Source organism: Mesorhizobium sp. M0184, from assembly GCF_040322215.1.
Lineage (GTDB): Bacteria > Pseudomonadota > Alphaproteobacteria > Rhizobiales > Rhizobiaceae > Mesorhizobium.
On the sequence record NZ_JAMYSZ010000008.1, the window covers coordinates 1 to 25,462 of the forward strand.

20 protein-coding genes are annotated in these 25,462 nt (G+C 62.3%); 6 read left to right on the forward strand and 14 right to left on the reverse strand.

Annotation, left to right across the window (positions count from 1 at the left end):
* Positions 1-87: 87 nt before the first annotated feature.
* The 3 genes from NKJ23_RS12020 to NKJ23_RS12030 all read right to left on the reverse strand — a co-directional run bounded on the left by NKJ23_RS12020 (position 88) and on the right by NKJ23_RS12030 (position 3,317).
* Positions 88-1,095: a magnesium and cobalt transport protein CorA gene (locus tag NKJ23_RS12020; protein WP_352680454.1), complete on the reverse strand. Its 1,008-nt coding sequence runs from the start codon at positions 1,093-1,095 to the stop codon at positions 88-90.
* Between the two features lie 116 nt (positions 1,096-1,211).
* Positions 1,212-1,937, reverse strand: a complete 726-nt coding sequence (gene phoU / locus NKJ23_RS12025; protein ID WP_023677346.1) for a phosphate signaling complex protein PhoU — start codon at positions 1,935-1,937, stop codon at positions 1,212-1,214.
* A 117-nt stretch (positions 1,938-2,054) separates the two neighbouring features.
* Positions 2,055-3,317 carry a sensor histidine kinase gene (locus NKJ23_RS12030; protein ID WP_352455149.1) on the reverse strand — a complete coding sequence of 421 codons (1,263 nt, stop codon included), beginning with the start codon at positions 3,315-3,317 and terminating at the stop codon, positions 2,055-2,057.
* 197 nt (positions 3,318-3,514) lie between these two features.
* Between NKJ23_RS12030 and ppk2 the strand changes: the two genes are divergently transcribed.
* Positions 3,515-4,417: a polyphosphate kinase 2 gene (gene ppk2, locus NKJ23_RS12035; RefSeq protein WP_352448642.1), complete on the forward strand. Its 903-nt coding sequence runs from the start codon at positions 3,515-3,517 to the stop codon at positions 4,415-4,417.
* Positions 4,418-4,441: 24 nt separating this feature from the next.
* Here the strand turns inward: ppk2 and NKJ23_RS12040 are convergent, their stop codons facing one another.
* The 3 genes from NKJ23_RS12040 to NKJ23_RS12050 all read right to left on the reverse strand — a co-directional run bounded on the left by NKJ23_RS12040 (position 4,442) and on the right by NKJ23_RS12050 (position 6,674).
* Positions 4,442-5,191 carry an enoyl-CoA hydratase-related protein gene (locus NKJ23_RS12040; RefSeq protein WP_023677343.1) on the reverse strand — a complete coding sequence of 250 codons (750 nt, stop codon included), beginning with the start codon at positions 5,189-5,191 and terminating at the stop codon, positions 4,442-4,444.
* A 15-nt stretch (positions 5,192-5,206) separates the two neighbouring features.
* Positions 5,207-5,845 carry an acyl-homoserine-lactone synthase gene (locus NKJ23_RS12045; RefSeq protein ID WP_023677342.1) on the reverse strand — a complete coding sequence of 213 codons (639 nt, stop codon included), beginning with the start codon at positions 5,843-5,845 and terminating at the stop codon, positions 5,207-5,209.
* A 97-nt stretch (positions 5,846-5,942) separates the two neighbouring features.
* Positions 5,943-6,674: a helix-turn-helix transcriptional regulator gene (locus NKJ23_RS12050; protein ID WP_023677341.1), complete on the reverse strand. Its 732-nt coding sequence runs from the start codon at positions 6,672-6,674 to the stop codon at positions 5,943-5,945.
* Between the two features lie 269 nt (positions 6,675-6,943).
* Here NKJ23_RS12050 and NKJ23_RS12055 point away from each other — a divergent pair, with 269 nt between their 5' ends.
* Positions 6,944-7,795, forward strand: coding sequence for an ABC transporter substrate-binding protein (locus NKJ23_RS12055; protein ID WP_352448641.1), 852 nt, complete (start codon positions 6,944-6,946; stop codon positions 7,793-7,795).
* Positions 7,796-7,809: 14 nt separating this feature from the next.
* Here the strand turns inward: NKJ23_RS12055 and NKJ23_RS12060 are convergent, their stop codons facing one another.
* Positions 7,810-8,220 (reverse strand): tellurite resistance TerB family protein, encoded by a 411-nt coding sequence (locus NKJ23_RS12060; protein WP_352448640.1) that lies wholly within the window; start codon positions 8,218-8,220, stop codon positions 7,810-7,812.
* A 246-nt stretch (positions 8,221-8,466) separates the two neighbouring features.
* Here NKJ23_RS12060 and NKJ23_RS12065 point away from each other — a divergent pair, with 246 nt between their 5' ends.
* Positions 8,467-10,122, forward strand: a complete 1,656-nt coding sequence (locus NKJ23_RS12065; protein ID WP_352680455.1) for a lysine--tRNA ligase — start codon at positions 8,467-8,469, stop codon at positions 10,120-10,122.
* Here the strand turns inward: NKJ23_RS12065 and NKJ23_RS12070 are convergent.
* From NKJ23_RS12070 to NKJ23_RS12100, 7 genes are all read right to left on the reverse strand, one after another.
* The gene (locus NKJ23_RS12070; RefSeq protein WP_352680456.1) at positions 10,085-10,924 is read right to left on the reverse strand and encodes a thermonuclease family protein; all 840 of its coding nucleotides are present in this window, start codon (positions 10,922-10,924) and stop codon (positions 10,085-10,087) included. The genes NKJ23_RS12065 and NKJ23_RS12070 overlap by 38 nt on opposite strands.
* 11 nt (positions 10,925-10,935) lie before the next feature.
* Complete coding sequence (locus NKJ23_RS12075) at positions 10,936-11,580, reverse strand: S24 family peptidase (RefSeq protein WP_023677336.1); 645 nt, start codon at positions 11,578-11,580, stop codon at positions 10,936-10,938.
* A gap of 82 nt (positions 11,581-11,662) precedes the next feature.
* Positions 11,663-13,882: a 3-hydroxyacyl-CoA dehydrogenase NAD-binding domain-containing protein gene (locus NKJ23_RS12080; RefSeq protein WP_352680457.1), complete on the reverse strand. Its 2,220-nt coding sequence runs from the start codon at positions 13,880-13,882 to the stop codon at positions 11,663-11,665.
* Positions 13,883-13,894: 12 nt separating this feature from the next.
* Entirely contained in the window at positions 13,895-15,103 is a 1,209-nt protein-coding gene (locus NKJ23_RS12085) for an acetyl-CoA C-acetyltransferase (protein WP_352570361.1), read from the reverse strand.
* 31 nt (positions 15,104-15,134) lie between these two features.
* Positions 15,135-16,304, reverse strand: coding sequence for an acyl-CoA dehydrogenase family protein (locus tag NKJ23_RS12090; RefSeq protein ID WP_352680458.1), 1,170 nt, complete (start codon positions 16,302-16,304; stop codon positions 15,135-15,137).
* A 238-nt stretch (positions 16,305-16,542) separates the two neighbouring features.
* Complete coding sequence (locus NKJ23_RS12095; RefSeq protein WP_352680459.1) at positions 16,543-18,339, reverse strand: acyl-CoA dehydrogenase; 1,797 nt, start codon at positions 18,337-18,339, stop codon at positions 16,543-16,545.
* A 237-nt stretch (positions 18,340-18,576) separates the two neighbouring features.
* On the reverse strand, positions 18,577-19,038 hold the full coding sequence (locus NKJ23_RS12100) for a MerR family transcriptional regulator (protein WP_023677331.1): 462 nt from the start codon (positions 19,036-19,038) through the stop codon (positions 18,577-18,579).
* 553 nt (positions 19,039-19,591) lie between these two features.
* On the opposite strand from NKJ23_RS12100, the gene NKJ23_RS12105 reads away from it, so the two are divergent.
* From NKJ23_RS12105 to NKJ23_RS12115, 3 genes are all read left to right on the forward strand, one after another.
* On the forward strand, positions 19,592-23,452 hold the full coding sequence (locus tag NKJ23_RS12105) for a peptidoglycan-binding protein (RefSeq protein ID WP_352680460.1): 3,861 nt from the start codon (positions 19,592-19,594) through the stop codon (positions 23,450-23,452).
* A gap of 191 nt (positions 23,453-23,643) precedes the next feature.
* Positions 23,644-24,567, forward strand: coding sequence for a sulfite exporter TauE/SafE family protein (locus NKJ23_RS12110; RefSeq protein WP_023676949.1), 924 nt, complete (start codon positions 23,644-23,646; stop codon positions 24,565-24,567).
* Positions 24,567-25,358: a TIGR02186 family protein gene (locus NKJ23_RS12115; protein ID WP_352448631.1), complete on the forward strand. Its 792-nt coding sequence runs from the start codon at positions 24,567-24,569 to the stop codon at positions 25,356-25,358. The genes NKJ23_RS12110 and NKJ23_RS12115 overlap by 1 nt, the downstream gene beginning before the upstream one ends.
* The last annotated feature ends 104 nt before the right edge of the window (positions 25,359-25,462 follow it).

A 25,462-nucleotide genomic window follows, 5' to 3' on the forward strand; every position in this document is an offset into this window, starting at 1 on the left:
AAAACCTCAACCCTGCCATTCTGCACGCCTGGGCGATAGTCCTAGTGGAGTTCTGACTTACAGCGCTACTGCCCTACTGCCCTCGCTTCAAAGCCACCCATTCTTGCGAAACCGCCAGTAAAGAAACGTGCAGATCAGGGCAATTGTCGCCAGGACGGCCGGGTAGCCATATTCCATCCTCAGTTCCGGCATGTCGCTGAAATTCATGCCGTAAATGCCGGCGAATGCCGTCGGCACGGCCAAGATTGCGGCCCATGAGGCAAGCTTCTTGGAGATCGCCGTCTCCTGGCTTTGACCGACCAGAAGGCTCGCCTCGAAGGCGAAGGCGAGAACCTCACGCAGGCTGTCGATCTTTTCCTGGACAGTGCGGATGTGGTCGGTGACGTCGCGAAACAGCGGGTGCATGGCTGTGTGGATTTGCGGCAGATCGGCGCTGGTGAGCCGCCGGCAGACCTCCACCAGCGGCAGGGCCGCATTACGCAGGCGCAAGAGATCGCGGCGCAGCATATAAAGCCGTTCGATATCGGAGCCGGTCATCGGTTTCAGCAGAACCTTGTCCTCGATCGCCTCGACCTCGTTTTCGATCTGCTCAAGTACCGGCATATAGTTGTCGACGATGAAGTCGAGAATGGCGTAGAGGACGAAATCCTCGCCCTTGGCAAGGGAATGTGGGCAGCTTTCCCAATGCTGGCGAACGGCGGCGTAGGAGGTCGACGGGCCATGCCTGACGCTGACAATGTAGCCCGCGCCGACGAACAGATGCGTCTCGCCGAAGGTGACGCGGCTGTCGATCAGCTGCGCCGTGCGGGCAACGATGAACAGGGCATCACCATATTGCTCGATCTTCGGTCGCTGGTGCGGATGCTCGGCGTCCTCGATCGCCAGCTCATGCAGATGGAATTGCGCCTGGACGCGCAGCAACAAATTGCGGTCGGGCTCCAGCAGTCCGATCCAGACCACGTGGCCCGGCTTCCCGGCCCATTCGCCGGCTTCCTCGATCGGAATGTCGGCGATGCGCCGCCCAGCCGTATAGACGCCGCAAGCGATTATACCCGACATCGGCGGCGCAGGAGCAAACTCGCGGACGTATTCCATCGCAGCCTCCTGAAGGCGGGGCCTTCATCGCGGAACTGAGAAGTCGGCGCGTCGAAAGCTTAGCGCAATTTTCTGTCAGGTGGCGAATCCGAAATTCGCATCAGTGCTGAGAGAACTCACTTCGCTGGTTGGGTTGCGGGAAGAATAATCTTGTCCGTCTTGTCGCCCTTCGGACGATCGGCCGGCATCTGATCGCCGGTGACGATATAGTAGATCGTCTCGGCGATGTTGGTAGCGTGGTCGCCGATGCGCTCGATGTTCTTGGCGCAAAACAGGAGATGTGTGCAGGGCGTGATGTTGCGTGGGTCTTCCATCATGTAGGTCAGCAATTCGCGAAACAGAGAGGTGTACATGGCGTCGATCTGGTCGTCGCGGTCGCGCACGAAACCGATTTTCTCCACCGACCGCGACGCATAGACGTCGAGTACTTCCTTGAGCTGGGTCAGTGCCAGATTGGCCAAAGCCTCGAGGCCGCGGAACAGGCTGTTCGGCTGGCGCCCGTCTGCGACGGCAACCACCCGCTTGGCGACGTTCTTGCCGAGGTCGCCTACCCGTTCGAGGTCAGCCGAGATGCGGATCGCGCCGACGATCTCGCGCAGATCCGTCGCCATCGGCTGGCGTTTGGCGATGATGATGATCGCCTTGTCGTCGATCTCGCGCTGTCCCTCATCCAGAACCAGGTCGTCCCGAATGACTTTCTGGGCAAGCCCCGGATCCGCATTGACCAGCGCCGCGACCGCCTGCTCGACCATGCGCTCGGCATGCCCGCCCATCGCCGCGATGCGCTTCGACAGATATTTCAGCTCCTCGTCATAGGCGCTGACGATATGCACGGACTGCATGGACGAAATGCCTTCCCGGGATCTCGTGGTTGAGTCGTTCCCTCGAATCCCCGCTGATACGCTAGCCGGATGACAGAAAAAAGAAACGGCCCATTATGTGCTAGAGATAGTACTACGTTAGCGAGCCGGCAAATGGACCGTGAACGCCGCACCCTTGCCGACCTCCGACCTGATGGAGAGCCTGGCGTTGTGGCGGGTCAGGATATGCTTGACGATGGACAGGCCAAGGCCGGTGCCCTTCTGGGTTCGGCTGTTCTCGACGTCGACGCGGTAGAAGCGCTCGGTGATGCGCGGGATGTGCTCTTCGGGGATGCCGGGGCCGAAATCCCTGATGGTGACGTCGATGCCCGGTTCGGGATCGCTGTCGCTGCGTATGATCGACACCACGACGCGTCCGCCCGACTGACCATATTTGCAGGCGTTTTCCAGCAGGTTTTCGAAGACCTGGAAAAGCTCGTCCCGATCGCCGGGCACGTCGAGCGGCCCTTCCGCGAAATCACGCTCGATGACGACGCCGTTTTCCTTTGCGAGCGGCCCAAGCGAATCGATGACGCTGTCGATGGCCTGGCGCAGGTCGACCTCGGTTCCCGGCTTGAGATAGGGCTTCATCTCCAGGCGCGACAGCGACAGAAGGTCGTCGATGAGGCGCGCCATGCGGCTGGTCTGGTTCTGCATGATCTGCAGGAACTGCTCGCGCGCCGCGGGGTCGTTGCGGGCCGGCCCGCGCAGCGTCTCGATGAAGCCGGCGATCGAGGCGAGAGGCGTGCGCAGCTCGTGGCTGGCATTGGCAATGAAGTCGGCACGCATTCTGTCGATCCGGCGCGCCTCACTCTGGTCCTTGAACACCAGCACGTAGAGATCCGTGGCATGGCCGACTGAAGACGCGCTCACCCGATAGGCTCGTTCGACCGGCAGCTTTTCTATGTAGTCGACGCTGTCCGAAGCGACGTTGCCCGCCAAGATACTATCCAGCAAGGCCTGCATTTCCGGCGCGCGGAATTTCAGCGACAGCGACATGCCGGGCGCAATCCCGCCGAAGGCGGCAAAGGCAGCAGCGTTGGCGTGGACGATGGCGGCGGAGCGATCGAAAATGATCAGCGGATCGGCAACCGCCGCCGCGAGATATTCGCCGGAAAGTTGTTGCACGCTCGACTCGATGGCCGCGGCATTTTCGGTCGATTGGCGGGCGATGCCGGCCGGCAGCATCGCAGCGGCAACCAGCACGGCGCCAGCCAGCAGCACCACATAGCCAGACATGCCGGCAAAACCATAGACCATCAGAACCGCAACGAGGCCGGCCGCCAGCAGCCAGCGGCTGTTCCACAGCCGCATGGCGACGGCTTGCGCCCTGCCTCTCCGCTCTGTGCCGATGTCGGCCATTTGCGCTCCGTCTGCGGCCACTTCAAGAACTTCTTGCTGGACCGGCGCTAGAGCGCAGTGCGTCCAATTGGACGCACAAAGGACGCTCTACCACTTTATCTGCTGCATCGTTCTTTCCGAAAATCGATTCCGATTTTTGGGCCGATGCAGTAAGGCTCCCAATAGCACGAGTCCGGAAGCTGGAAAGGTTCGCCTCGATGAAAAACGCTAAGGAAAGCCCCGCCGCACCCTCATCGGGGCCGCTGAAGATCATGATCGACGGCAAGGAGAGGGCGTTCGACATCGAGGCCCCCGCGCTTCCCGACTGGGTCGGGGACCGCAAGCTCACCGCCGGCGGTTACCCTTACGACAAGAAGATGAAGAGCGAGGAGTATGACGAGAGGCTAGAGAAGCTGCAGATCGAGCTGGTCAAGGCGCAGGCGTGGCTGCAGTCGACGGGCAAGCGGGTAATGTCTCTGTTCGAGGGGCGCGACGCTGCCGGCAAGGGCGGCACGATCTTCGTTTTGCGCCAGTATCTGAACCCTCGCACGGCGCGCAACGTGGCGCTGACCAAGCCAACGCCCACCGAGCTTGGACAATGGTACTTCCAGCGCTACGTCGACCACTTCCCGACGTCGGGCGAATTCGTCACCTTCGACCGCTCCTGGTATAACCGCGCCGGCGTTGAACCGGTGATGGGATTCTGCACGCCCGAGCAGCACGAGCAATTTCTGGACGAGGTTCCGCATTTCGAGCGGATGATCCGCAACGAGGGCATACATTTCTTCAAATTCTGGCTGAACATCGGCCGGGAAACGCAGCTCGAACGATTCCACGACCGCCGCTGGAGCCCGCTGAAGAGCTGGAAGTTTTCGCCAATCGACATCGCCGGCATCACCAAATGGGACGAATACACCAAAGCGCGCGACCTGATGGTCGAGCGCACGCACAAGGAGTTCGCGCCCTGGATCATTGTGCGGGCGAACGACAAACGGCGCGCGCGGCTGGCCGTCATGCAGCGCATTCTCCTTTCGCTTCCCTATGACGGCCGCGACCTCGACGTCATCGGCAAGGAGGACAAGAAGATCATCGGCGAAGGGCCGACTTTCCTCGAAAAATAAGCTCACCTCATCGATACGCGGCTCTCATGCCGCCAGCCGGGCAATCCGCTGCAGTCGCTTCAGCGTGGTGTCGTCCTGCAGCGCCTGCTGGAAAAGCGAGATCTCCTGGTCGATGCGGTCGCAGAGCGCGCCGGTGTCGCCCCTAAGCAGGTCGCGCGTCTGTAGCAGCGCCGCGACAGGCTTCTTGGCGAGTTGCCTGGCTCTTGCCAACGTGGCTTCCTCGACGCTGCCGTCCGTCACGATCTCGCCGACAAGGCCCAGTGCCCTGGCATCTTCGGCGGCGAGCGTGTCGCCCAGGCAGAAGAAGCGGAACGCCCCGGCATAGCCGAGCTTCTGCGGCGCCAGAATGCTGGTCGCCGCGTCCGGCACCAGGCCGAAATCGACGAACGGCACCCGAAACGTGCTCTTGCTCGAGGCGATCACCATGTCGCAGTGGAACAGGATGGTGCAACCGACGCCGACGGCGTCGCCGTCGACACAGGCAAGGACCGGTTTCGGGAACGTCGCCAGCGTGCGGAACATATCGGTGACGGCGGCGATCAGTCGCCGATGTTTGGTGGCGTCGAGAAATTCGGAGAAATCGGCACCGAGGCAGAAGCACCCGGCCAAGCCGCGCAGGACCACGACGCGGACGTCGTCGTCGACAGCGGCTTCGTGGAATGTTCTGGCCAGGCTTTCATAGGCCCGCCTGTCCAGCACCGGGCGGCCGTCACCCGACGATACCGTGACGATCAGCGTGTGATTGCGGAATTCTGCTTTTGAGTGAACGTTCATGGCCTCTCTCCAATCTCACGAGGCGCGTCTCTGTCCGAGCATGTCCGGGTACCCTCTGGCCAGCACCGGCGCAAAGTGGTTGCGGCGCGAACGCACCACGTCGAGCGTGTGCTCGTTGAAGGTGAGCAGTGTGGCAACCACCTGCTGGTTGCCATAGGTACGCTGGTAACCGAGCGGCGTTGCCAGGAAATGCAGCTGCAGCGCGCGAAGCACCCACATCGGCTCGAATTCGATGATCACCTGGTTGACGTTGCGCTTCAGACCCCACTCGACGAAGCCGGCGATCAGCTCGGTGCCGACCGTCGACACGCCGCGCCGACCGTCGCGGAATCCCGGCGCAACCGCATAGCGGGTCAGTTCATAGACATTCGGGCCCGACGGTGGGGTTCCCTCATAAAGGTCCGCCAGCACATCGGTTAGAAGATGTGCCCGGGTCGTCGGCAACATCCGCTGATAACCGGCGAGCTCGCCATTGCGGATGACGATCTGGTGCACTGCCTCGTCGTGGTCGAATTGATCGATCTCGAGGCCATCAGGGCGCTGCAGATCGGTCCATCCCATCTCTTCGACGAAAACTCTGTAACGCAAACGATGAACTGCCTCCCAGAGGTCGGGCCGTTCCATCAATTCCTGGGTCGTGAGGGAAAAAAGCATTTGCCGTCTCCTAGTTTCAATAGGAAGATACGGCCGTGCTTTCCCAAAAAAATTACGCGATCACGCAAGCAAGAATTTCTAGGCCGGCGCGGCCGACCTAGTTAATATAGCCGCGCCTTATCGCTTCCGCGACGGCCTGGACCCGGTTGACGGCACCGAGTTTGCTTTTGGCGTTAAGAAGGTGTTTCTCTGACGTGTGTTCCGAAATGCCGAGAATTTGTGAAATCTCCCATTCGGACTTGCCGACAGCAGCCCATTGCAGGCATTCGCGCTCACGCGGCGTTAATTCGACATGATCGATGGTTTTGCCCGCCATGGTGTGGAGCTGCATTGCGCGGCCAATCGCATAAGTCGAGACCAGCGACACCAACCCGAACTCGGCACTCGACAATTCGACAGCCTCGCCGCCTAGCGACACCATGACGATCTGGCCATCGAGCGTGATTAGCGGGAAGGCCAACCCGTCGCGCAGCTTGAATTCGCCGGCATCGCCCATCACCTCGCCGCCGCTCTTGCCGATGCGGATGCCCTGAGATGCTTCCCGCCACTGGAATGGCGCTTGAAGCTGCTTCATGTGGCTGACGACGGGGTCGTGATCGACGTAGTTGCGCGCGACGTAGCGCTCAAGCCATTCAGCCGGCCAGTCGCAGAGCAGCACATGGTCCTTTTGCTGGTTTCTCGGCGTGCCAGGTTGCGGAACCGTCCCGGCCATCAGCGCCGTCAGCCCGAACCCGCTTGTTACCCCCAGCAGCTTTTCGCAGACGGCGGCGGCTGTGCCGGCGTGCTGCAACTGATCTATCAACTCCAGCGTACGATCGAAATGACCCATCGCAACATCTACCCCATGTTGCCTTCCGCTCTTGACGCCAATGGCAGTGATCAACCCGCACCACGCCATCAACCCCGGACTGCAAAGCTGCCTCCCCTGTGCGTCCTACTGCTCCTCTTCAGCCGGCATCACGCAGTCACTTGCAAACTCACTAAACAATATCCCTAAATTGCAATGATGAAACCAAAAACCGTCGTACCTGTGTTTTTTTCGTACAAAAACCTGTTATTTCGTACGAAAGCCGGGGCAAGACCGGACGGAGTCGTCGCGTGGCGTTTCGGCGCATATCCATTTCATTGATCTCGATATTGATCGGAGCGCAATCGCTTGCGGTTGCTGCGCTCGCCGCGGAGCCGCAGGTGCCGGTGTTCTGGGACGCCAAGGAGCGGCTGCCAAAGCCGGACCTTTCGATGCTGCCGCGGCTGCGATTCCTGACCACCACGGATTTCCCGCCGTTCAATTTCCTCGATGGGGCAGGCCGGCTGTCGGGCTTCCATGTCGACCTGGCGCGCGCCATCTGCGCCGAGCTCGGCATTGCCGAAAAATGCCAGATCCAGGCGCTGCCCTGGGCCGAGCTCGAAGGTGCGCTCGAGAAAGGCGAGGGCGAAGCGATCATTGCCGGCATCGCCGCGACGCCGGAGTCGCGGTCGAAATACGCATTTTCACGCTCCTACCTGCAATTTCCGGCACGCTTCATCATGCTGAAGACACAGGCGCTGACCGAACCAATGTTCGACAAGCTGCGCAGCAAGCGTGTCGGCGTGATCGCCAGCTCCGCGCACGAGCGGATGCTGCGCGATTATTTCGGCGACGTCCAAATCGTCCCGTTCGCAAAGCCGGAGGAGCTTTATGGCGAGCTGAAAGCCGGCAAGATCGACGCCGCCTTCGGCGACGGCATGCGTTTCGCCTTCTGGCTCGGCGGTTCGGATGCAGCGGGCTGCTGCCGCTTTGCCGGCGGCCCCTATCTGGCGCCCGAATATCTCGGCTCAGGCATGGCAATCGCCACCAGGGCCGACGATCCGGCACTGGCCGCCGCTTTCGACTACGCGCTGCAGGAAATCTCGGTGAAAGGCACGTTCGCCGAGTTCTATCTGCGCTATTTTCCCGTCAGTTTTTTCTGAGCTTGGCCGCCGGCTCAGGTCAGCGTGCGAAGGCGGGCCTTGGCGGCTCGCGCAATGGCGGCGACCGCCAGCGCATCGAGGTCGAGTTCCCGGCGGACGAGCTGCAGGACGCGCACCTCCTCCAGGCGCATTTCGAGATCGACAGCTGCGACCTCGAAGGCGGCGGCATAGGCGGTGTCACGCAGGCGTTCGGGCAGCGCCTCGGCGACGCGCGCCAGGACGCCCTCCAGCCCATCCTTTTCATGCAGCATTTTCTGGCAGGCCTGGGCGACCTCGACCAGCCGCTCCTGGTTGAAATCCTCAAACACCGGCCAGGATCGAACGACGTCGCCGATCCGCGCCAGTTCGACGTCGGTCATGTCGCGGTCTGACGCCGAGGTGATGACCATCAGGTAGATCATGGCTTCGTGTGGCGACAATGGCATTTACAACTCCTTGAGATGGTCCCGAAGTTAGGAACGAGGGACCGGCGCCGCAAGGAAAAACAGCCGCGATCGTTGGCGCTCCGATCACGCCTTGGAACTTGATCCATCCTGACTATCGGGACGGGGGCTCTTAATCTTCTTGCCTGATCACGGTCCTGCCCGAAAACCGGGTTCCACTTTTCGGGATCATGGTCTAGAGCATGCGGCTGCCGGCATGGATGCTGGCAAAGTTGCAGGAATAGCATCATGGCCGAACAACAGCCGATCGATCTCAGCCCGGAAGTCCTCGCCGCCGCCGCCGAAAGCAAGGCGTGGCCATTCGAGGAAGCGAAAAAGATCGTCGCCCGCTATGCGAGCAGCGGCTACCCGGAAACGGTGCTGTTCGAGACTGGCTACGGCCCGTCCGGCCTGCCGCACATCGGCACGTTCGGCGAGGTGGCGCGCACATCTATGGTGCGCCACGCCTTCCGCGTGCTGACTGAAGACAAGGTCAAGACGCGGCTGCTGTGCTTCTCCGACGACATGGACGGATTGCGCAAGGTGCCGGACAATGTGCCTAACAAGGACATGCTGCGCGCCTATCTCGGCAAGCCGCTGACCAGGATACCGGACCCGTTCTCCAATGAGTATCCGTCCTTCGGCGCCGCCAATAACGCACGGCTGCGCGCTTTCCTCGACCGTTTCGGCTTCGATTACGAATTCGCTTCCTCGACCGACTATTATACTTCCGGCCGCTTCGACGCGACGCTGCTCAAGATGCTCGAGCGCTTCGATAGGGTGATGGCAATTATGCTGCCGTCACTGCGCGAGGAGCGGGCGCTGAGCTATTCGCCCTTCCTGCCGATCCATCCCAAGACCGGCATCGTCATGCAAGTCGCGATCGACGAGCGCAAGCTCGACGCCGGCACCATCGTGTGGCGCGACCCGGACACCGGCGAGCGCTTCGAGACGCGGGTGACCGGCGGTCATGCCAAGCTGCAATGGAAGCCAGATTGGGCGATGCGCTGGGCAGCACTCGGCGTCGATTACGAGATGTCCGGCAAGGATCTGATCGATTCCGTCAAGCTCGCCGGGCAGATTTGCCGCGCGCTCGATGCTCCGGCACCGGAGGGCTTCAATTATGAGCTGTTCCTCGATGAGAACGGCCAGAAGATATCGAAGTCGAAGGGCAATGGGCTGACCATCGACGAGTGGCTGACTTACGCGCCGACCGAGAGCCTTAGCCTTTATATGTTCCAGCGCCCGCGAACCGCGAAGAAGCTTTATTTCGACGTCATCCCGAAGGCGGTAGACGAATATTACACGTTCCTCTCTGCCTATCAGAGGCAGGACTGGAAGGAGCGGCTGGGCAATCCGGTCTGGCACATGCATGACGGCAATCCCCCGGCAGTCGACCTGCCGGTTCCGTTCTCGCTGCTGCTCAACCTGGTCAGCGCCTCGAATGCGCAGAACAGGGATGTGCTGTGGGGTTTCATTTCGCGCCACGCGCCGGGTGTGACGCCGACAACCCATCCCGAGCTCGACCGGCTGGCCGAATATGCCATCCGCTATTTCGACGATTTCGTGAAGCCGGCGAAAGTGTACCGTGCTGCCGACGCGGTCGAGCGCGAGGCGCTGACCAAGCTTTCGGAAGCGCTCGCCGCGCTGCCGGCTGATGCCGACAGCGAGGCAATCCAGAACGCTGCCCTCAATGTTGCGCGCAAGATCGAGCGCTACCAGGATCATTCCAAGCAGAGCCCGGAGGGCGGACCCGGTGTCTCCGTCGCCTTCTTCCAGATGATCTATCAGGTGCTGATAGGTCAGGAACGCGGGCCGCGCTTCGGCTCCTTCGCCGCGCTCTACGGCATCGCCGAAACGCGCGAGCTCATTCATCGGGCGCTGGCTGGTCAGCTGGCGGCATGAGGACGCCGTCTTGCTCCTCCAGGATCGAGCTAGGCGCTACAGGCGCGGATCGCGACGCAGCAGTCGGGAGCGGCGGCAGGCCTGAAACGCTCGGCGCCGGCCCGAAGACGCCTTTTTTTGCTGCACGCGCCTTCTCGCCGGCTTCTACGTAAGGGCCGCCCTTGGCGGCGCGCGCCCAGCCATTTTCGACCAGCCATTGGCCGATATCCTGATTGCCGATCCGGCACTCGGCGGCGATCAGATCACGACCGCCTTCGGGCGGCACGGCACAGACCACCGCACGACTGCCGAGAAAGGCGCGGAAGGCCGTTCGCGCCCGAATGCCGCAATTCCAGGACTCGCCGCCGTCGGTGCAAGTCTCCTCCTGCTTGACGATGTCGATACCGGAAACCGCAATCGAATAGCCCTTTGCTTCGATGACCCCGGCGGCCGACGCGACGGGCTGGAATAGTTTCGTGCCTTTCCAGTCGTCGGGCATTTTCGTTTTTGGCGGCTTGGGCGGTCCGGCCAATGCCAGATCGCTCAACGGGGCGCGCGGCTCTATCCGTTCAAGCTCGTTGGAACCGAGCTGCGGCGGCACCACGATTTCTGGATCGATTGCCCTCGAATGCGCCGCCTGCTTGGCCGGCACTGATTTCGGGATGGCCGACGTAGCCGGCGCGGCGGGCTGCGGTTCAGCGCCGACCTGGATTTGCTCCCAGGGGCCGCCGCTTTCGCTCTGGACGGCGCGGCCGCCGGCGACAATTGCCGTGGCCATCGCCGGGATCGCCAGAACAGCCAAGGCAAGGTGAGGCAGACGCACCGGCCCCGCGCCTACTGGCTTGCCCAGACAATCCGCGCCACCCATTCGACATCGCGCATGGGGATGTCGCGGTCCGGGTGATCGGGATTGAGGGAGACCAGCGCGATCGACCTCGGTGTCTGGCGGTCGAGCACCTTGGCCATCACCTCGCCGGCATTGGTCTTGACGACGACGCGATCACCCTTTCGTATGGTAGCCCCTGGCTCGACGATCAGGACATCGCCATTGCGATAGAGCGGCAGCATGGAATCGCCCTGGACCTTCAAGGCATAGGAGGTTTCGGTTGCCCGTGCCGGAAGCTCGATCAGGTCCCATCCCTGCCCCGCTGGAAACCCGGCGTCGTCGAAGAAGCCACCGGCGCCCGCCTGGGCGAAGCCGAGCAGCGGCACCGACGATCTCTGCACGGGTAGTGCGCCGGAATTACCCCGACCCTCGACCAGCCCCGCAAATTCATCCAGCGAGGCGCCGGTCGCCTCGATGATCTTGGCCAGCGATTCGGTCGACGGCCAGCGCGGCCGTCCATCTGAGGACAGCCGCTTCGATTTGTTGAAGGCGGTCGAGTCGAGGCCAGCGCGCCTGGCCAGTCCAGAGGCCGAAAGCGAATAACGCTCGGCAAGAGCGTCGATGGCGGCCCAAACGCGGTCGTGCGAGAGCACCTTGCTCTTCCTTCGAAACAGGAAAAAATACCTTTCCTGTTCTACCCCTTGGCCGCCATCTTGTCCACCGCCGAAGACGACGTCAGGCTGCCTCCTTGGCCTCGTCCCTGGTATAGGGATCGAAGCGCTCGTAGAAGGTCTCGCCCTTCTCGGCCATATCAAGCAGCAGCTTCGGCGCCTTGAACTCGGTGCCGTATTTCTTCTGCAGGCGCTTGGCGAGTTTGACGAATTTCTTCGCGCCGATGCCGTCGATGTAGGACAGTGCACCGCCTGTATAGGGCGCGAAGCCGAAGGCCAGGATCGAGCCGACATCGGCCTCGCGTGGGTCGGTAACGATGCCCTCTTCCATCACCCGTACCGCCTCAAGCGCGATGGTGACCAGCAGCCGCTGCTTCAGTTCCTCATAATCGACCTGCTCCGGCGCCAGCTGCGGGTAGAGATCCCTGAGGCCTGGCCACAGCTTCTTCTTGGCCGGTTTTGCCGGATAGTCATAGAAGCCCTTGCCGTTCTTGCGGCCCAAGCGACCATGCGTGTCGACCATCGTGTTGATCAGCGCCATCTGCTTCGGATCGACCGCCTTGTCGCCGAGGTCGCGCATGGTCTGCTTCATGATCTTCTGGGCAAGGTCGATCGCCGTCTCGTCGGTCAACGCCAAAGGACCGACCGGCATGCCGGCGGCCTTGGCCGCGTTCTCGATCATTGGCGCCGGAACACCTTCGATCAGCATCTTGTAGGCCTCCGACAAGTAGCGCAGCACGCAGCGATTAACATAGAAGCCGCGCGTATCGTTGACGACAATCGGCGTTTTCTTGATGGCACGGACAAAGTCGATCGCGGTTGCCAACGCCTTGTCGCCGGTCTTCTTGCCGAGGATGATCTCGATCAGCATCATCTTGTCGACCGGCGAGAAGAAGTGGATGCCGATGAAATTCTTCGGCCGCGCCGAATTCCCGGCCAGCGATGTAATCGGTATGGTCGACGTATTCGAGGCGAAGATCGCCGACGGCTTGAGCACAGCCTCGGCCTGTTCGGTGGCACCCTTCTTTACGGCCGAATCCTCGAATACCGCCTCGACCACAAGATCGCAGCCGGCGAGATCCGCATAGTCGGCCGTCGGCGTGATTAGCGACAGCAACTGATACTTGTCCTGCGGCTTGGCACGGCCCTTCTTTACCTGATCCGAGATCAGGTTGTCGGAATGCGCCTTGCCCTTGGCGGCGGACTCCATGTCGCGGTCGAGCAGCACCACCGGAATGCCGGCCTTGCCCGTCACATAGGCTATACCGGCACCCATGAAGCCGGCGCCGAGTACGCCGATCTTCTTGAACTTCGTTTCCGGCACACCGGCCGGGCGGCGCGCGCCCTTGTTCAGTTCCTGCAGCGACACGAACAGCGAACGGATCATCGCTGCCGCTTCCCTGGTCTGCATGATCTCGGTGAAATAGCGTTGCTCGATCCGCAAGGCGGTGTCGAACGGCACCAACAGGCCCTCATAGACGCATTTCAGGATGGCGGCAGCGGCGGGATAATTGCCATAGGTCTCTCGGCGCAGAATGGCGATGGCCGGCGGCCACAGATTGGCACCGGCCACCGAATAGATCGGGGCGCCGGGCAGCTTGAAGCCCTTTTCATCCCATGGCGCCACCGGTTTCAAGCCGTTCCTGATCATCGCCTTGGCGGTTTCGACCAGCTTGTCCGGCTCGGCAATCTCATGGATCAGGCCCATCGACTTGGCCTTCTGAGGCGACAGCGTCTGGCCGGACGTCAGCATTTGCAGCGCCTGCTGCTGGTCGGTCAGCCGTGGCACGCGCTGGGTGCCGCCGGCGCCCGGAAAAATGCCGATCTTCACTTCGGGAAGCGCCATCCTCACTTTGTCTGAATCGGCCGCGACACGGCCATGGCAGGCGAGCGACAATTCGAACGCGCCACCCATGCATGTGCCGTTGATCGCCGAAACCCATGGCTTTCCCGAAGTTTCCAGCTTACGGAACAGGCCGTTCATGGTGCCCGCATTGTCGAACAGCGCCTTGGTCGCCTTCTCCGGGTCCTTCGCCTTGTCGGCGGCGAAGGTCGCCAGCATCTTCTGCAGCATGGTGATGTCGGCGCCGCCCGAGAACGTATCCTTGCCGGAGGTGATCACCGCGCCCTTTACCGCTGCATCGCTCGCCACTTTGTCGACGATGGTATTCAGTTCGAGCATCACCTCCTCGGTGAAGACGTTCATCGAACGGTCCGGCATGTCCCAGGTGACCAGCGCAATGCCGTCGGCGTCGATGTCGAGGGTGAAATTGGTGTAGCTCATCATCTCTCTCCGTCAGACGCGTTCGATGATCGTTGCAGTGCCCATGCCGGCGCCGATGCAAAGCGTCACCAGCGCGGTGTTGAGGTCGCGGCGTTCCAATTCGTCCAGCACCGTACCGAAGATCATCGCACCGGTGGCGCCGAGCGGATGGCCCATGGCGATGGCCCCACCATTGACGTTGATCCGGTCATGCGGAATGTCGAAAGCCTGCATGTAGCGCAGCACCACCGAAGCGAAGGCCTCGTTGAGCTCGAACAGGTCGATGTCCGACAGCCTCATCTTCGCCCGCTTCAACAGCTTCTCGGTGACGTCGACGGGGCCGGTCAGCATCAGCACCGGTTCGGAGCCGATGTTGGCGAACGCACGGATGCGTGCGCGCGGCTTGAGGCCGAGCGTCTTTCCCGCCTTTTTCGAGCCGAGCAGCACGGCCGCCGCGCCATCGACGATGCCGGAGGAATTGCCGGCATGGTGGACGTGGTTGACCTGTTCCACCTCGGGATGCTTCTGCACGGCGACGGCGTCGAAGCCGCCCATTTCGCCGGGCATGACGAAGGACGGGTTGAGCGCGGCCAGCGACTGCATGTCGGTCGAGGGCCGCATATGTTCGTCATGGTCGAGAATGGTCAGGCCGTTCTGGTCCTTGACCGAGATCACCGAATTCTTGAAGCGGCCCTCGCCCCACGCCTTGGCGGCACGCTTCTGGCTTTCGACTGCGTAGGCATCGACGTCGTCGCGCGAAAAGCCGTATTTGGTGGCGATCAGGTCGGCCGAGATTCCTTGCGGCACGAACCAGCCGGGCAGGCCGACCGATGGGTCCATGAACCAGGCGCCGCCGGAGGCGCCCATGCCGACGCGCGACATCGATTCGACGCCACCGGCAATGACGATCTCGTCGGCGCCCTGCGCGATCTTGGCGGCGCCGAAATTGATGGCGTCGAGGCCCGAGGCGCAGAAGCGCGATATCTGCATGCCAGGCGCCTTGGTGTCGTAGCCGGCCTCGAAAGCGGCGGCACGTGGAATGACCGCACCCGCCTCGCCAACCGGATCGACACAACCGAAGATGATGTCGTCGACGGTGCCGGTGTCCAGCCCGTTGCGGTCGCGGATGGCCTCGAGCACCTTGGCGCCGAGCCGCACCGCCGGCACTTCGTGCAGCGAGCCATCCTTCTTGCCCCTGCCGCGCGGCGTGCGCACGGCATCATAGACATAAGCTTCGGCCATTTTCCTGCTCCTTGTGTTTGCTGAAACTCGCTCAGAGCGAGCGCCCGATCAGCAATTTCATGATCTCGTTGGTGCCGCCGTAGATGCGCTGGACGCGGGCGTCGCGGAACATGCGCGCAATCGGATATTCATTCATGTAGCCATAGCCGCCATGCAATTGAAGGCATTCGTCGACGACTTTTCCTTGCAGGTCCGACAGCCAGTATTTGGCCATAGACGCGGTCACCGGGTCGAGGCCGCCGTTAATGTGACGGGCAACGCAGTCATTGTAGAAGACGCGGCCGATGGTCGCCTCGGTCTTCAATTCGGCAAGCTTGAACTGGGTGTTCTGGAATTCGATGATGGGCTTGCCGAAGGCCTTGCGCTCCTTGACGTAGTCGATGGTAAGCGCCAGGGCCCGCTCGACCATGGCGATAGCAGTGGTGCCGATCTGCAGCCGCTCCTGCGGCAATTGTTGCATCAACTGGACGAAGCCCTGGCCTTCGTCGTTGCCGAGCAGGTTCGAGGTCGGCAAACGTACGTCGTTGAAGAACAGTTCCGACGTGTCGTTGGCCTTGAGGCCGATCTTGTCGAGGTTGCGGCCGCGCTCGAAACCCTCCACCTCGTCGGTCTCGACGACGATCAGCGAGATGCCCTTGGCGCCCTTCTCAGGATCGGTCTTGGCAACGACGATGATGAAATTGGCGAGCTGGCCGTTGGTGATAAAGGTCTTCGAGCCGTTGAGCTTGTACCGGTTGCCGTCCTTTTCGGCGCGCGTCTTGACGCCTTGAAGGTCGGAGCCCGCACCCGGCTCGGTCATGGCGATGGCGCCGATCAGATCGCCGGTCGCCAGCCTCGGCAGCCATTTCTTCTTCTGCTCCTCCGAGCCGTAGTGGAGGATATAGGGGGCAACGATCGAATTGTGCAGGCCAATGCCGAACCCGTCGACGCCGACATGGCCGATCGCCTCGATGATGGCGCTCTCATGCGCGAAAGTGCCGCCCGAGCCGCCATATTCCTCCGGCATCGAGGCGCAGAGCAGGCCGGCAGCCCCGGCCTTCAGCCAGCTCTCGCGGTCGACCATTTCGTTCTTCTCGAATTCGTCGTAACGCGGCGCGATCTCTTCCGACATGAAGCGGTGCGCCATGTCGTAAAGCATGCCGACGTCGTCCGCCGCCCAGGCGGGTTTGGGGAGACCGAGGATTTCGGCGGGGTTGGTCATGGTTTCTCCCTCGCGCCGACGTTCCCCTCCCCCTCGAGGGGAGGGTGGCCGCGAAGCGGCCGGGTGGGGTCGCCGATGACTTGCTCGACCTTATCTTTTACAACCTGCGCCATGTGCCACGGCATTGCGATCATTTTCCTCCAAGGCATGCATCAGAATGAAGGTCGGCGCACTGCACGCAGGCCCCCTCCCGGCCCTTCGGGCCACCCTCCCCTCGAGGGGGAGGGGAATGCCGAAGCTAGAATGCTTCGGCCGGCAGTGCCATCAATGTATCGGCACCGCTGGAGATGCGGGCAAGATGCGCCGACGTCTCCGGCATGATCCGCTCCATGAAGAAGCGCGCCGTCACCAGCTTGTTGTCGTAGAAAGACGAAGCGCCGTCGGCGCCATTCGCCAATCTCGCTGCGGCCACCCTGGCCATCTGCGCCCACATATAGCCCAGCGCCACCAGGCCGAAGAGATGCATGTAATCGGTCGAGGCGGCACCGGCGTTATCGGGCTTGGCCATACCGTTCTGCACCAGCCACATCGTCGCCGTCTGCAGATCGTTGAGGCCCTTCTTCAGCGCCTTGGTGAAGGGCGCCATCGTCTCGTCGGTGCGGTTTTCCTCGCAGAACTCTCCGACTTCCTTAAAGAAAGCCTGGACCGCGCGGCCGCCATTCAAGGCCAGCTTGCGGCCGACGAGGTCGAGCGCCTGGATGCCGTTGGCACCCTCATAGATCATGGCGATGCGCGCATCGCGGACGAACTGGCTCATGCCGTGCTCTTCTATATAGCCGTGGCCGCCGAAGACCTGCTGCGCCATTACCGCATGATCGAACCCCTTGTCGGTGAGCACGCCTTTGACCACCGGCGTCATCAGGCCGGTGTAGTCGTCTGCGACCTGGCGATCTTTGTCGTCACCGGAGCGGTGAGCGATGTCGGACTTGATCGCCGTCCACAGCGCCAGCGCGCGGCCGGCCTCGTTGAAAGCCTTCATGGTCATCAGGCTGCGGCGGATGTCCGGATGGACGATGATCGGATCGGCCTTCCTGTCCGGCGCCTTCGGCCCTGACAGCGAGCGGCCCTGCAGACGATCCTTGGCGTAGGAAACCGCATTCTGGTAGGCAACCTCAGATAGCGAAAGTCCCTGCAGGGCGACGCCAAGCCGCGCCTCATTCATCATGGTGAACATTGCTTTCAGCCCGCCATTGGCCTCGCCGAGCAGCGTGCCTTCAGCGTCGTCGTAATTCATGACGCAGGTCGAGTTGCCATGGATACCCATCTTCTCCTCGATCGAGCCACAGGAGACGGTGTTCTTCTCGCCCGGATTGCCTGAGGCATCGAGCTTGAGCTTCGGCACGATGAACAGCGAGATGCCCTTCACGCCATCCGGCGCGCCCTCGATACGGGCCAGCACCAGGTGGACGATATTGTCCGACATGTCATGCTCGCCGGCCGAGATGAAGATCTTCTGACCAGAGATCCTGTAGGTGCCGTCGCCATTGGGGACGGCCTTGGTGCGCAGCAAGCCAAGATCGGTTCCGCAGTGTGGCTCGGTCAGGTTCATGGTGCCGGTCCAGGCGCCCTCGACTAGCTTCGGCAACCATGTTGCCTTCTGCTCTTTGGTGCCATGGGTGATGATCGCAGCGATCGCGCCTTGCGTCAGGCCGGCATACATCATCAGCGACATATTGGCCGACACCATGTATTCGGCAACCGCAGTGTGCACTGTGTAGGGCAAGCCTTGCCCGCCAAACTCGACAGGTGCCGCGAGCCCCATCCAGCCGCCTTCGCGATACTGGTCGAAAGCTTCCTTGAAGCCTTTCGGCGTCGTTACCGAACCGTCGTCATGGCGCATGCAGCCTTCCACGTCGCCAACGCGGTTCAGCGGCTGCATCACGTTTTCGGCGAGCTTCGCGCCCTCGGCAAGGATGGCCTCGAGCACATCCGGCGTCGCGTCGGAAAATCCGGGAAGATCGGAATAACGCTGATATCCCAGCACTTCGTTCAGCACGAACAGCGTGTCCCGGACCGGCGCTCTGTAGATCGGCATGCGTTTCCTCCACCATGCGGTCTTGGCCCCGAAATCAGCCCCAGCATACGAGGATGGCAGACGGACCAACGTTGTGGTCGAGATAACAAATATTGACGTTTGCGTAAACGTCAATTCGGCGGTGCGGCAAATTTTCTCCCGCGCGCCAGGACGACAAACGACAAAGCACGGCAAACGACGAAGAATCGCGCAGCGAAAGCCACGCGGCTCTTATTCGTCACAAATCGAAAGCTTAGTTTAGCTCGCTACGCTGGCCTGCGGCGTCGAGCGCTCGATCAGCATTTGCCGGACGGTCGACATCGAAGCACTCAGTTCGCTGATGGCGTCGTCGATCAGCGCCCGCTGCTTCTGCAGACGGGCAAGCTGCTTCTCCGACTTGTCGAGCGCCAGCCGCAATTGCTTGGTGTTGGAGCCGTTCGGATCATAGAGGTCCATCATCTGCTTGACGTCGCGCAGCGAGAACCCGACCTTGCGGCCAAGCAGGATCAGCTTCAGCCGGGCCCTGTCGCGGCGTGTATAGAGACGGGTCGAGCCGTCGCGCTGCGGGTTGAGCAGACCCTTGTCCTCATAGAAACGCAGCGTACGCAGCGTCACTCCGTATTTCTTGGCCATTTCGCCGATGCGGACAAGCTCTTCACCGGCTTCGCTCGACATATCGTTGGTGTTGGCCGCGGCTTGGCCGGGCGAAATAAGTTTCATGGTCACTGGCTTTCCCCGTCTGGTGGCGTCGCGGTCGCAGACCTTGCGTCGCCTGAGTGAAAGCGGGGGCGTGCTTCCACTCGTGGTTTCAACAAACAAATCGCAAACGGCGTAATCCGCTCATTTACGTTTACGTCAATTCTATATCGATAGCCGCCTCACCACGCAAGAGCGTTCTGGTCTTGCAACTTTATGCCGCAGCACCAGCGGACAACCTAAAAGGTCGTTGTCGATTTCGGGAGCGATCATGCGGCTGATCAAAATTCTACAACGTCTTTTGCGCGTCCAAAAAAAGACACCCGGCGCCGTCGGCGGCCAGCCGACAAAGTTGCAACTTCTTAAGCTTGGTTAACGCGTTGTTTACCACGTTGGGGCGAAATGTGCGCATGTCGGTTACCCGTGTCTATCCTGTACTGAATTTTTCACGGTTTTTCGGAGCGCGGATGAGACCCGGGAAGCTCGTCTTCCACTGCAACAAGCCAAGCAGTCGCCTTCGTCCCGGCAGGACTTTGGGAACCTGGTGAAAGCCAGCAATTCTGAAACGGGCGCATTGATGAACAGCAAGCGGTCCTACCTCGATACACTCAACGCCGGCAGGCAACGCCGGCCGCACACGACGCTTGAAGAGCTCAACCGCTCCCTGGAAACTCTGGAGCAGCGGCTGGAGCGGACGCGCGAGGAGACGGCAAGCCACCCCGATCCGCGCCGACCAGCGGCAGAACCACGCTATCCCAGCGCCCAACCCTATGGCCAGCAGCGCCGGTATGAGGATCCACGCGCGCAGCGGCCGAAAGGTCCAGCAGCGGCTTTCGACCAGAATTACCAGGCGATCGCCCGCGATATCGACCGGGTGCGCGGTCAGGAGGACAGCGTCGCCCTAGCCGGCAAGATCGCCGGGGAATTGCGCGGCCTGCGCGAAGACTTGCGCCAGCAGATGACCTCCGGCCTGCAACGCGAGTTCGAGGTACTGCGCAAGAATATTGAGCGAGCCTTCCAGTCAAATGGAGGCGGCAAAGGCAGCGCCGAACTCAGCGTCGAATTCGAGCGGCTTTCCGGCGCCATCCAGACACTGGCCGAAAAAAGCGACGACAGAAGCGTCAATATGCTGCGGCTCGAGCTTGAGCAGGTCAAAGCCGCGCTCGATACGCTGGCGCGCGAGGAGAGCGTGCAGGCGGTCGGACGCCGCTGGGACGATTTCGACCGCCGCTGGAACGCTTTCGAGGATCGCGTCGAGGCCGATCAGCGCAAGCGTTCCGATGCACCCGGCCTGTCGGCGCTGACGGAGCGGCTCGAACAGATCAGCAATGCCGTCAGCAATCTGCCGGAATCGCTGTCGCTGCGCTCGCTCGAGGAAAAGGTCCGCACGCTTGCCGGAGCGGTCGACCATTTCGCCCGCCAGCAGGACAATCGCGGCGGCGACACATTCAGTCAGATCGACGAGCGGCTCGACGAGATTTCCCGCGCGATCGTCGCCTCGACGGTTGCCGCGCAAGCCAATTCGTTCGACCCCGAGCCCTTCGAACGCATCGAGAAGCGGATCGATTCACTGGCCCAGCAAATCGAAGAAGTGTCGCAGGATCGTCCGGGTCGGGAGGTCATTGACCGTCTCAACACATTGTCGAGCCGCGTGGATGAACTGGCCGGCCGAGCCAATCTGCCGGAACAGGCGATGGAGCGCCTTGCCAGGCAAGTCGCGCTTATTGCCGACAAGATCGACCACGCACCTGCCATGCCCGACGCCGACTACATCTTCCAGGGGCTCGAGCAGCGCTTCGACGTGCTGTCCAGCATGATGGAACGTCGCCAGGGCGACGCAATCGAACAAGGCAACATGCTGTTTCGCGACCTTGAGCGCCGGTTGGACGAGGTCGCCGACAGGCTGGACCAGCGCATGCCGCAGGTCGATAGCGCCGGCATTATGGATGCCATCGACGCCCGCTTCACCGCGCTGGCCAAGCGGATTGAGACGCGCGTTCCAGATCCCGCCAACGAGGCGGCGATCCGTGGCCTGGAGAACCGGCTCGAAGACATCTCAAGCCGGCTGGATTCGTCCGCGGCACAGGTCGCCAGCATCGACCCGGCGTTGATCCGCAGCCTTGAAGCGCAGGTCGCCGGCCTGACGGCGCATCTTTCCAAGCCCGGCACGCCGCTGCCGGAATTCGACGACATCAGCCCGCGTCTCAACGAAATCGAGAAGTCGCTTGCCGGAACCCGCGATTCCATCCTCGGCGCGGCGCGCGAGGCGGCTGAGAGCGCCGTCCGCTCACTGGCCGGATCAAGCGCCAACACGGCGGCCGTTACCGGCCTCGCCCAGGACCTGAAGACGCTCGAGGCACTGACCCGCCGTTCGGACGAGCGCAATTCGAGAACGTTCGAGGCTATCCACGATACGCTGCTCAAGATCGTTGACAGGCTTGGTTCATTGGAGACGGGCGAACCGGCAAGCGCGGAGTTGAGCAAGCGTTTCGGCCGGCCATCCAAGATCTCGGTGCAGGACGCACCGTCGATGGACCTCGACCAGCCGCTGCCGTTGACGGGCAGCATGGCCGATCTCGACGGCCGCGCCGCGGCGCTCGTGCGCGACGAGCCAGGTCCGCGTACGCCAGCCGAGGCCGCCGCCGCAGCAGCCCTGGCGGCTCTCGGTTCAGACACGACGCGTGAAAAAACCGAGCAAGGCGGCGGCAGGAAATCGATGTTAGGCGGGCTGGCGCGCGCCTTGAAGGGCAAGAAGGACGCCGAGATGCCGCCGCTTGCAGGCTCGGCGCAGAGCGCCGAGATACCGAGCGTCGATCTCGACGAGCCCCTCGACCCCAAGCTCGCCAACCGGCCACTGGAACCCGGCTCCGGCGCACCCGATCTCAGCGCCATCATGAAGCGCGTGCGCGACGAGCGCGGGCAGCCGACCCGGGAAGGCGGCGCTGAGGCGGCGAAATCGGACTTCATCGCGGCAGCCAGACGGGCCGCGCAAGCGGCGGCCGCCGAGGCGGACGCCCTTAAGCGCCAGTCGACGATGAAAGGCCCGGTCAAGGCGCTCAGGATCGGCGACCTGCTCAAGGCGCGGCGCAAACCGATCCTCATGGGGGCAATCGCGATCATGCTGGCGCTTGCCGGCCTGCAACTGGGCAAAGCCTTCTTCTCCGACCCGGTCGAAGTCACCAACAATGAGGCGGCGCCGGCCGTGGCCGTACAGCCGGTGGAAACCGCTTTGGCCAGCGTTGCCAGCGAGCCGAAGGCGGACGCGCAGACGACAACACAGGAGAGCGCGCCGTCGCCCACCGTCAGGCAGGCAGAGCCATCCGCATCGATGACCAAGGACGACACGGCGGCACAAACCGGCCCCGCTACACCGGCAGCCGAGACATCGACGGCGCCCTCGGCTTCCGCGGCGCCCGCTGACCTGGCGGCGCAAGACACCGCGGCCGCAGTGCCCGCGCCGGCAGCGGCGACGGCCAGCGACGCCGAGCCAATGGCTGCCGCGCCTGCTATAACCACCGCTGCGACGCAGGACACGACCGGCACGGTGCCGCCGGCGGATGCTGCCGCGGCAGGCGTTGCCAAGATCGACGTTCCGGCCGATGCCGGTCCGGCCGCCCTGCGCGATGCAGCGGCCGGCGGCGACGCCAAGGCGCTGTTCGAGATCGGCTCGCGCTACGCCGAGTCTCGCGGCGTCAAAGAAGACATGGCGGCGGCGGCCAAATGGTATGAGAAAGCTGCCGAACTCGGTTTCGCACCGGCAGAATACCGCATCGGCAATTTCTACGAGAAGGGCATCGGCGTCGCACGCGACATCAAGAAAGCGAAAACCTGGTACCAGCTTGCCGCAGCGCAGGGCAATGCCAGCGCGATGCACAATCTTGCCGTGCTGTTTGCGATGGCGGCGGATGGCGTGACCGACAATGAATCGGCAGCGCGCTGGTTCCAGGCGGCGGCGGATCTCGGTGTCAAGGATAGCCAGTTCAATCTCGGCATCCTCGCGGCGAAGGGCGTCGGCATGAAGCAGAACCTCGAGGAGAGCTACAAATGGTTCGCACTCGTCGCCAAGACCGGCGACAAGGATGCGGCGGCCAAGCGCGACGAGATCGCCAAGGCGCTGAGGCCCGAGCAGCTGGAGCGTGCGCGGGCCGCGGCTGAACTGTGGAAGGCCAAGCCGCTCGATCCAGCCGCCAATTCGGCCGACGTTCCTGAATCGTGGCAGGACGGCACACCGCAGACGACCGCCGGCATCGACATGAAGAAAGCGGTCCAGAACATCCAGCGAATTCTCAACAAGAACGGCTACGAGGCCGGCAATCCCGACGGCATGATGGGCCAGAAAACCAAGAACGCGATCATGGCCTTCCAGGCCGACAACGATATCAAGGTAACCGGCGCGATCGACGAAAAGCTGGTCAAGGCGCTGCTTGCGCGTAAATAACGGCGGATGCGTCGTTTCCGCGACGTCCTTGCCACAGATTTGCCTGTTAACTGATTGAGTTGTTTTTTGTTTCGGCGGTGCGGCGAAGTTTGACTTCACGGCCCGGCCGGCGCAAGAACGAGATAGCCTTCTGACGCAAAATGCCCGCAACGGTTGCATTCGCCAGGAGGCAAACTGATCGAGACTGACGGGTGGGCATCTATCTCCCGATCGCGGAAATTTCCGTCAACATCTTCGTGCTGCTGGCCATGGGTGCGGCGGTGGGTTTCCTGTCGGGCATGTTCGGCGTGGGCGGCGGCTTTCTCATTACGCCGCTGCTGATCTTCTACAACATACCGCCGGCAATTGCGGTCGCCACCGGCGCCAACCAGGTCATCGCTTCCTCCTTCTCCGGCGCCCTGTCGCACATGAAGCGCGGCACGCTCGACTTCAAGCTCGGCGGCGTGCTTTTAGCCGGCGGCATCGTCGGCTCGACCGGTGGCATCTATGTCTTTGCGCTCCTGCGCCGGCTCGGCCAGCTCGACCTGTTCATCTCGCTGCTCTACGTCGTGCTGCTCGGCACCGTCGGCGGACTGATGCTGGTCGAGAGCGTCAATGCGCTGCGCGCCACTCGCAGCGGCGCCGCACCGGTGTTGAAGAAATCCGGCCAGCATAATTGGATCCACCGCCTGCCGCTGAAGATGCGGTTCAGGGCCTCGAAGCTCTTCGTCAGCGTCATTCCGGTGCTTGGGCTGGGCGCGGCGATTGGCTTCCTGTCCTCGATCATGGGCGTCGGCGGCGGCTTCATCATGGTGCCGGCCCTGATCTACCTTTTGAAAGTGCCGACCAACGTCGTCATCGGCACCTCGCTGTTCCAGATCATCTTCACCTCGGCTTACACCACGCTGGTCCACGCCACCACCAACCAGACGGTCGACGTCATGCTCGCCTTCCTGTTGATGGCAGGCGGCGTTGCCGGCGCGCAATATGGCGCCAAGGCTGGTCAGAGGCTGCGGGGCGAGCAACTCAGGGCGCTGCTGGCGCTGCTCGTGCTGGCGGTAGCCATCCGGCTTGCCATCGATCTTTTCGTCACGCCGCCCAATCTCTATTCTCTGTCCGGCGTGGGCCTGAGCTGATGGCCGGCCTAAGGACGCTCGCGGCCGCCGTCTTGCTGTCGCTGCTGGCTGCTGCGCCACCGGCGAAGGCGCAGGCGCCACTAACCGAAAACATCCAGATCGGCCTTTCCACCGACAATGTCTCGATTACCGCCGGCTTTTCCGGCGCCGACCTGACCATTTTCGGCTCACTGGAAAATGCCGATCCGCTTGTCGCGCGGCAAGGGCGCTACGACGTGATCGTCGTGCTGGAAGGCCCGGCTCGGCCGGTCGTCGTGCGCCGCAAGGACCGGGTGCTCGGCGTCTGGGTCAATCTGGAGTCGGAGACCTTCAAAAACGTACCTGTCTCCTATTCGGTGGCGACGACGCGGCCGCTGCAGGACGTCACCGATCCGAACAGCTACAAGCAGCTGTCGCTTGGCGCCTCCAACCTCTATTTGCAGCCGGCCGACGCGGAGGACAGCCCGGCGACAATCGAGGAGTTCACCGCCGCGCTGCGCGAACGCAAGGCGGCGACCGGCCTCTACAGCGAGAATGTCGGCGGTGTGCAGTTCCTGTCGCAGAACCTGTTCCGCGCCACCGTCAGGCTCGCCCCAAACGTTCCGGTCGGCACCCATAAGGCCCGCGCGTTCCTGTTCAAGAGCGGCCTGTTCATCAAGGAAAGCTCCGCCCAGCTCGAAATCCGCAAGTCCGGTTTCGAACAGTCGATCTTCCGCGTCGCGCACGACTATTCCTTCCTATACGGTGTCTTTGCCGTATCGCTGGCCATGCTGACCGGCTGGCTCGGAAGACTGGTGTTCAGGAAAGACTGAACTCTCGTAAAAGTGGTTTCCCTTTCCGAGGGTATGGGCTAGACCGCGACCCCCGGCCCGACCGGATACGAGCTGCTGCTCCCCAAATCAGAACTACAGGAACG